Origin of the sequence: Malaciobacter halophilus, from assembly GCF_002837275.1 — a bacterium.
GTDB classification, from domain to species: Bacteria; Campylobacterota; Campylobacteria; order Campylobacterales; family Arcobacteraceae; genus Malaciobacter; species Malaciobacter halophilus.
Genome location: NZ_NXIF01000074.1, coordinates 1 through 6,051 on the forward strand (window position 1 = coordinate 1; position 6,051 = coordinate 6,051).

Annotated in this window: 3 protein-coding genes and 1 pseudogene; all 4 read left to right on the forward strand. The window is 29.6% G+C overall.

Features of this window, described 5'->3' with window-relative positions; translation table 11 throughout:
* Window positions 1-291: 291 nt before the first annotated feature.
* The 4 genes and pseudogenes from CP960_RS13095 to CP960_RS13110 all read left to right on the forward strand — a co-directional run bounded on the left by CP960_RS13095 (window position 292) and on the right by CP960_RS13110 (window position 5,810).
* On the forward strand, window positions 292-2,865 hold the full coding sequence (locus CP960_RS13095; RefSeq protein WP_101185922.1) for a bifunctional aconitate hydratase 2/2-methylisocitrate dehydratase: 2,574 nt from the start codon (window positions 292-294) through the stop codon (window positions 2,863-2,865).
* 191 nt (window positions 2,866-3,056) lie between these two features.
* Window positions 3,057-3,575: pseudogene (locus CP960_RS13100) on the forward strand (TetR/AcrR family transcriptional regulator); the annotation flags it as partial.
* Window positions 3,565-4,452, forward strand: coding sequence for an NADH-quinone oxidoreductase subunit B family protein (locus CP960_RS13105; protein ID WP_228152084.1), 888 nt, complete (start codon window positions 3,565-3,567; stop codon window positions 4,450-4,452). The pseudogene CP960_RS13100 and the gene CP960_RS13105, both read left to right, overlap by 11 nt.
* Window positions 4,453-4,454: 2 nt before the next feature.
* The gene (locus tag CP960_RS13110) at window positions 4,455-5,810 is read left to right on the forward strand and encodes a nickel-dependent hydrogenase large subunit (RefSeq protein WP_101185924.1); all 1,356 of its coding nucleotides are present in this window, start codon (window positions 4,455-4,457) and stop codon (window positions 5,808-5,810) included.
* Window positions 5,811-6,051: the final 241 nt, after the last annotated feature.

The following is a 6,051-nucleotide window of genomic DNA, read 5'->3' on the forward strand; positions in this document are numbered from 1 at the left end:
TAATTCTTATGTATAAAAAATGCTGTTTTTCCTAAAAATATGTACAATTATTGTACATATGTAGTTTTTTAGAATTCTTTTGAAACTTAGTTTTAGGTAAAAAAATATATTTAATAAAACCATTAAAATAGTCTAAAATACGATTAATGATAGAAATTTAACACATAATGTACTTATTTTGTAACTTTTTTTTACAAAAATACAAACTTGTACGTGTTTTAACAAAAATTGTACATTGTCTAAAGCTAACATTATGTTATACTACAAGTACAAATCAATTAGGAGATATTAATGAGTTTAATTGCTGAATACAAAGCACATACAGAAGAGAGACTAAAAGAGGGAAATCTTCCTCCATTAGCTTTAACTGCTGAACAAACTGCTCAACTAGTAGAGTTATTAAAAGCAGATTCAGTTGAAGAAGCAGATTATTTATTAGACCTATTCAAAAACAGAATCAACCCAGGTGTTGATGATGCTGCATATGTAAAAGCTGCTTTTTTAAACGATATAGTTCAAGGGAATATATCATGTTCTGTGATTTCAAAGCTTGATGCTATTGAAATTTTAGGAACGATGATGGGTGGATTTAATGTTTCTCCACTAGTTGAAGCATTAAAAATTGATGAAGTAGCAGATGCTGCTGCAGAGCAATTAAAAAACACTATTTTAGTTTATGATGCATTTAATGACGTAAAAGATTTAATGGATGCAGGAAATGCTAAAGCTAAAGAAGTAATTGAATCTTGGGCAAATGCAGAATGGTTTACAAATAAGCCTGCACTAGAAAAAGAAATTAAATTAACTGTTTATAAAATCCCTGGTGAAACAAATACAGATGATTTATCTCCTGCAACTGTTGCATTTACTAGATCTGATATTCCACTACACGCTACTGCAATGTTACAATCAAGAATGGAAAATCCTCTTGAAACAATGGAAGAGCTAAAGAAAAAAGGAAATCCATTAGCATATGTTGGTGATGTTGTAGGAACTGGTTCATCAAGAAAATCAGGTATTAACTCTGTTCAATGGCATATGGGTAGAGATATTAAAGGTGTTCCAAATAAAAGAACAGGTGGTGTTGTAATTGGTTCAATTATTGCTCCAATTTTCTTTAATACTGCTGAGGATTCAGGTTGTTTACCAATTCAAGCTCCAGTTGATAATTTAGAAACTGGTGATGAGATTGTTGTAAAACCTTATGATGGTGTAATTGAAAAAGATGGTACAGTTGTATCTGAATTTAAACTTGCTCCAAATACATTAACAGATGAGATGAGAGCTGGTGGAAGAATACCTTTAATTATTGGTAAAGGTTTAACTGCAAAAGCAAGAGATGTTTTAGGATTAGAAGCTTCTGATATGTTCTTAGCTCCTGAACAACCAAAAGATAATGGAAAAGGTTTTACACAAGCACAAAAAATGGTAGGAAGAGCTTGTGGAATTGAAGGTGTTAAACCAGGAATGTATGTTGAGCCAATAGCTACAACAGTTGGTTCTCAAGATACAACAGGTCCTATGACAAGAGATGAAATTAAAGAGCTTGCAGCATTATCATTTGGTGCTGATATGGTTATGCAATCATTCTGTCATACAGCTGCTTATCCAAAGCCTGCTGATATTAAATTAAGACACACATTACCTGACTTTATCAATTCAAGAGGTGGTGTTACATTAAGACCTGGTGATGGTGTTATTCACTCTTGGTTAAATAGACTTTGTTTACCAGATACTGTTGGAACGGGTGGAGATTCACATACAAGATTCCCTATTGGTATCTCATTCCCTGCTGGTTCTGGACTTGTAGCATTTGCAGGAGTTACAGGTATGATGCCTTTAACTATGCCTGAGTCTGTTTTAGTTAAATTCAAAGGTGAAATGCAACCAGGTATTACACTAAGAGATTTAGTAAATGCAATTCCTTATCAAGCAATCAAAGATGGTTTATTAACTGTTGAAAAGAAAGGTAAGAAAAATATTTTTGCTGGTAAAATTATTGAGATTCAAGGTTTACCACAATTAAAAGTTGAACAAGCATTTGAAATCTCTGATGCTTCAGCAGAAAGAAGTGCAGCAGCTTGTTCTGTTCAATTAGATAAGGAACCAATTATTGAATACTTATCTTCAAACATTGCATTAATTGAAAAGATGATTGAAGAGGGTTATGAAGATGCTAGAACTTTACAAAGAAGAGCAGATAAAATGAAAGAGTGGATTGCAAATCCAGAATTATTAGAGCCAGATGCAGATGCAGAGTATGCAGCAACAATTGAAATTGATTTAAATGAAATCACTGAACCAATTTTAGCTTGTCCTAATGATCCAGATGATGTTGCAACTTTAAGTGAAGTATTAGCAGATCCAAAAAGACCAACAGAAAAAATTGATGAAGTATTTGTAGGTTCTTGTATGACTAATATTGGACTATTTAGAGCTTTAGGTGAAGTACTTAAAGGAGAAGGTGAAGTTCCAGGTAAATTATGGGTTGCACCTCCAACAAAAATGGATGAAGCTCAATTAACAGAAGAGGGATACTACTCAATTTTTGCAGCAGCTGGTGCAAGACTTGAAATGCCAGGTTGTTCTTTATGTATGGGTAACCAAGCACAAGTATCTGAAGGGGCAGTTGTATTCTCAACAAGTACAAGAAACTTTGATAATAGACTTGGTAAAAACTCTAAAGTATATTTAGGTTCAGCAGAAGTTGCAGCATTAGCAGCACTTCTTGGTAGACTTCCAACAAAAGAAGAGTACTTAAACATGGTTCCTAAAAAAATTACTCCAGAAAAAAGAGATGATATTTATAAATATCTAAACTTCCATCAAGTAAGTGATTCTGAATTAACTAATTTAGTACATTAATATCTTTAAAGCTAAGCCATTATATTGTGGCTTAGCTCTTTTGTTTTATGAACTTTCATTCACTATTAACAAAACTTATATTATTATGTTAATATATTTTAAATAAAGGAAAGCACTTGTCTTCAAAAGAGTTAAAAAAAAATAGCATTATAGAAAATGCACTTAAGCTTTTCTAAACTAAAGGTTTTTACAATACAACAATTCCAGATATTGCAAAATCTATGCAAATGAGTGTTGGGAATATGTATAACTATTTTGCTTCAAAAGAAGAGTTAGCAAAGTATGCAATAAAGTACTCAACAAATATATTAGCAAAAAAACTTAGAACTATTAATCATATGGATATTTCTTGTAAAGAGAAAATTTTTCTATTTACAAGAGAATATCTAAAAAATGTAAAAGAATCCCCAGAAATTATAGAGTATTTTTTAAGAGTTTATTTATCAAATAGAGAAGTGTTTGCACAAGGTTGTGAAGGTTTTTTATGTGTAAGTGAATTTGTTACAGAAGTTATGATTTTATTAGATGAAGGTGCACAAACAAAAGAATTAAGAGAACAAGAGTTCTTTTCTGCATTTTCAATGATTATGGGATGTTTAGGTGGTTTTGCTTTTTTAAGTGGCGAAAAAGTTTTAGATAAAGAACTATTAGACTATTCTGATAGTGTAGCTGAAAATATATATAGAGCACTAAAAAGTGATGACGCATAAACCTAAAGTTGTTTGGTTTCAAGCAATTACTTGCAATGGAAATACACACTCTTTATTAAGTTCAAACTCTTCACGATTTGAACTTTTTTTAAATAGTTTTGAACTATTTTATCATCCTTCATTAACTACTGAAACCTCATTAAAAGATGTATTAAATTTAGAAAATATAGATTTTTTACTTATTGAAGGTGCTATTTCTTCAAGTAGTGAATACTTTACTATATCAGATTATAATCTTCTTGAATTACTAAATATATTGGCAAAAAAGGCCTCTTACATAATAAGCGTAGGTTCTTGTGCTTCTTATGGTGGAATACATGCAAAGTTTGAAGAAGATAATTGTATAAAAGGTGTTGAAAACTATTTAGATAATACAAAATTAAATAATTTAAAACAAGAAGTTATTAATCTTACTGGGTGCCCTGTACATCCAGAGTGGATTTTACAAACTCTTTTTACTTTAAAAGAGAATAGAAAAATCAGTTTAGATGAGAAACACAGACCAAAAGAGATATATTACGGTCTTGCACACCATGGCTGTACTAGAAATGAGTATTTTGAATGGAAAGTTGAAGCTAAAAGTTTTGGTTTAAAAGAAGGGTGTTTATTTTATGAGCAAGGTTGTAAAGGGCCTATGACACATAGTAATTGCAATAGAGTTTTATGGAATGATGTAAATACTAAAACAAGAGCAGGAATGCCTTGTATTGGTTGTACTGAATTTGATTTTCCAACTTCTAATATGCTTGAAACTAAGAAAAATATGGGAATACCTGTACATATACCTTTAGGTATTAATAAAAGAGCATATTTAACCCTTGCAGGAGTAGCTAAAACTTTTAAAATAGATAGATTAAATAAAAAATTGATTGAGTAGTAATGAAAACAGTTGATATTATTGAAAGAATTGAAGGTGAAGCAAAACTTGTTTGTTCATGGAAAGATAATCTTATTAGTGATGCAAGAATAGAGTTTTTTAATTTTAGAGGATTTGAATATATTTTAAAAAATAAACCTGCATTAGATGCTTTGATTTATACACCTAGAATATGTGGGATATGTGGACAAGCCCATTTAAAAGCAACTGTTGAAGCTTTGGAAAATCTGTATGAAAATGTAAATGAACCTTTAGAAATTACTAATAAAGCTAAATTATTAAGAGAAATAGGTTTAAATATTGAAATAATTGATTCTCATATAAAGTGGTTTTATATGTTTATAATGCCAGACATTGCAAAGCTTTCAAAGAATATTGATTATGAAAAGTATAGAGCAATTAAGGGTAAAGAGTGGATTAACTCTTCAAAAATTACAAGTGAAATTATAAAATCATTAGCAATTATAGGTGGACAGTGGCCTCATACCTCTTATATGGTTACTGGGGGTGTTATGAGTGATCCAACCCTTCTTGACTTAACTTCAATGCAAAATTATTTAGACCAAGCAGTGCTGTTTTTTCAAAATAGTTTAGCAGGAGTTGATATTTATGACTACTTATCTTATGATAAAATAGATTCTTTAAATAACTTAGATTATGCACTAAAAGATTTTAAAGACATATGTTTTGAAAATAGTCTTGAAACTATTGGTAGAAGTTATGATTTTCATATTGTTTTAGGTTCAAACTCACTTTTTCAAAAAGGAAAAATAAAAAGTAAAAATAAATATCAAATAGACCTTGATAAAATAAGTGAAGAGGATAAAAATAGTTTTAAAGTTGGTAAACAGAAGAAAGAGTCTGAATATACTTGGTCAAAAACTGCACTTTATAAAAATGAATTTTATGAAACAGGACCTTTATCAAGAGCTATTGTATCTAATAGAAAATTTATAAAAGAAATTCATAAAGAGTTCAAAGATTCTGTATATACAAGAGTTATGGCAAGAATGGATGAGTTTGCTCATCTTCTTATAAAAACAAAAGAGTTGATTTCAAAAGTAGATATATCTCAAGAGTCATATATTAAACCAAAATACTCTTTAAATGATATAGATAATGCAGTGTCAATTAGTACCATAGAAGCATCAAGAGGCTCATTATATCATAATATAAAATTGGAAAAAGGTATAATAAAAACTTATAATATAATAACACCAACAGTTTGGAATTTAGGACCGGGAATTAATTCAAAATTAGGTGTTGCTCAAAAAGCTATAATTGGAGTAGACTCTTTACAAAAAGCAAAAATCGTACTTAGAAGCTTTGATGTGTGCTCTGTTTGTACTACACATTAAAAACCCATTATATCAATCTTTTGTGACATAAAAGTGATTTTTTCATTAAGGAAAATTTAAAATATGCAAAAAAAACATATTTTATAAAAAATTGTTAAAATAATTTTAAGTGAGGGAAAAGTTTCTTCTTAAAAAAAAGACATAGATTATAAAGAAAAGTTATAATGATTGAGTTAAAATTACACACATGATTAACTTATTTTAAAAAAAAATTGAAAAACTAAAAATTAACACTTAGTTA

Bases quoted from the DNA above. Each gene is read 5' to 3' on its own strand.
- CP960_RS13105 (WP_228152084.1), top strand. From the start codon at position 3,565: ATGACGCATAAACCTAAAGTTGTTTGGTTTCAAGCAATTACTTGCAAT.
- CP960_RS13095 (WP_101185922.1), top strand. From the start codon at position 292: ATGAGTTTAATTGCTGAATACAAAGCACATACAGAAGAGAGACTAAAA.
- CP960_RS13110 (WP_101185924.1), top strand. From the start codon at position 4,455: ATGAAAACAGTTGATATTATTGAAAGAATTGAAGGTGAAGCAAAACTT.